General features: G+C 36.6%; 1 protein-coding gene and 1 pseudogene. One reads left to right on the plus strand and one right to left on the minus strand.

The genetic code is table 11. The annotated features are described in order from the left end of the window. Positions 1-767: pseudogene (locus Q0L68_RS19705) on the plus strand (hypothetical protein); the annotation flags it as partial. Here Q0L68_RS19705 and Q0L68_RS19710 read toward each other — a convergent pair. Next, positions 764-2,287 (minus strand): hypothetical protein (locus Q0L68_RS19710; protein ID WP_296705952.1); only part of this gene is annotated, 1,524 nt, incomplete at its 5' end. The pseudogene Q0L68_RS19705 and the gene Q0L68_RS19710 overlap by 4 nt on opposite strands.

Here is a 2,287-nt window from a genome sequence, read left to right on the forward strand (position 1 = left end):
AGTTTTTGGCTGAAATCCCGGAAAAACTTAATTCTTTAAAAAATACTTCTAGGCCAGCTTGTTTGGTAATGAATGATTCAAATTCTGGAATAGAGTTTTCAACCATATTTTTACTTCTTTCAGGCCAGCCACATTTATTTATCCTTCCTCGAGCAAGAGTGAATAATTGGAAAAACCTAGTACTCCCTTTTTCAGATTCTCAATTAAATGTCTTGACTGGGGCGGTATGGGTTATTAATCGGGATTTTGAATTTATTCAACAAAATCAAACTGCCTCTGACACCATTCAAGTTTGGACTGGTAGACCGGAGACACATTCTTTTTCCTCAATTTTAAGGTCTAATCCAGAGGAATTAAGAAGGCTAAATAAGTTTTTTGAAAAAGCCTTTGATGGAAATCCTTCAGATATTGAGTTGAAAATCAATCCAAATGATTCGAAAGCTTCCTATTGGTATGTTTCCATTAAACCGATTTTTGATTCAGCAGGCTTGATAAGTACAGTTGTGGTGAATGGAATTGAATTGAACCGATTGAGTAAGCGTCTTTCTAATCTAGAAGAAGAAAATGCGCTATTGAAAGACTTGGTGATGAAGCCTTCGCATATATTAAGATCTCCACTTTCTTCAATGTTAGGCTTATTAGATTTGATTGATCCGCAGCAACTCGATCGTGAGAATCAAAAATACTTTTCTTACCTAAAGCCTTTAGCACGCGAGCTTGATGAGGTAATCCGAACAAATGCGAAGCGGATCAGTACTTTGGATTAAAACAATCCCCTTAAATCGATTTTTGAAAGTTTTGCTGGTACTGTAAATCCGCTTAGAGAAATCTGTTCCCCAGTAATTATTACTTGTCCTTCTTGATCGAAAATTAGCCCTTCTGTTTGAGAAAGTAACGAAGGGCTTCCTAGAAATATTCGATTGGACTTACCGCTGAAAAAAGCAATCCCTGAATACTTCGAAAAAAGCCAAATAAAGGAACGGGAGGCAAGCCCAGCATCTTCATACCCCAATAAGCAAATATTACCAAGTTGATCGATACTGGCTGCGGTAACTAGTCCTTTTATGTCAAAGCCACTAGTTAGAATAGCAGTTCCTGATGTTTGGTTGGGATTTAAAGTATAGTGATTTGTTTTTTGATCCACTCTGTTCTTAGTAAATAAATGAAGCTGATTAGAGGCAAAGAAAAAGGCCTCACAATCGAAATTATGCTTTCCTCCATTTCCTGAAAAATCAGTTTGATCAGAATAAGTGAAATTGATTTTTTCTCCTGTAACCTCATCTAATGTCAGAAGCGAGGCAATTGAAATTTTATAGATCGCTAAATCTTTTCGAGTTCCGTTGTTATTTCCAAAATCTCCAATAAATAAATGCGTATCACTCTGAGCCAAATCTTCCCAGTCAGAATTGGTTGCATTACTAACGCGAATTGTTCGTATTACTGCACCTGTGTTTGGGTTTAATTCAAAAATATCATTGGTATTTCCACCGTCATTGATTGAGAAAAGTCTGTTTTGGATAAATGCAAGTCCTGAATTTTCATTCTGGGAAATAGGCAATTCCGATTGAATTTTTGGTGATAGATTCGTAGGTATCCCCTTCTCAGAAATCAAAAGTTGGTTTTGATCTAGAAGAAAATCGTCTTGAATAAAACTTTCGATATCAGATGGATCATTGGGGTTGTCAAGGCCAAGATGACGATGTGTAAACGGTTTGGGCTCCCAATCAAAGTTGAAAGAAGAGCTGCCATCCGATAATGGGATTTTTACTTTTTGCCCTGCTCCAGAATTGGAATAGAAATAATAGAATTTTCCCTTCAGCTTTAATTTCTGATTAGATATAAAAAGTTGAGGAGCAGAATTCCCCAAGTTTTTATTGGTAATAGTAAATAGTCCAGCATCTGAAGTCGCTGTTAATTGGATTTTTTGATCAGAGGTGTTTACTGTTAGGTTTTGTTTAATCCGTAGGGGTAAAAGAGAAAAAGAATCTGTGATACTGGAACTTCCCGTCAACTCATAATTCCCTTTAGGTAATGAGATGGAAAAAGGTGAAGTAAAATTGTTCGGATTGATATCTAGGTTAAATTTTTCGCCGGAAGATGCTAGAAATGTCAAACTGAGCTTAGGTTCATATTCGTGCTCCCAAGTATTGTCTGCGCTAATTCGCGAACTTGGGAATTTGGAAGGCTCGAGGAGTTCTATTCCAGAAATTATAACATTCACTTCCCCATTTACAGGTTCTTCTTTTTCCTTACAAGAGGAGAAAACCCCAACAAAGAGCAAAATAAA

The organism is Algoriphagus sp. (assembly GCF_024642405.1).
In the GTDB taxonomy this organism is placed as follows: Bacteria; Bacteroidota; Bacteroidia; order Cytophagales; family Cyclobacteriaceae; genus Algoriphagus.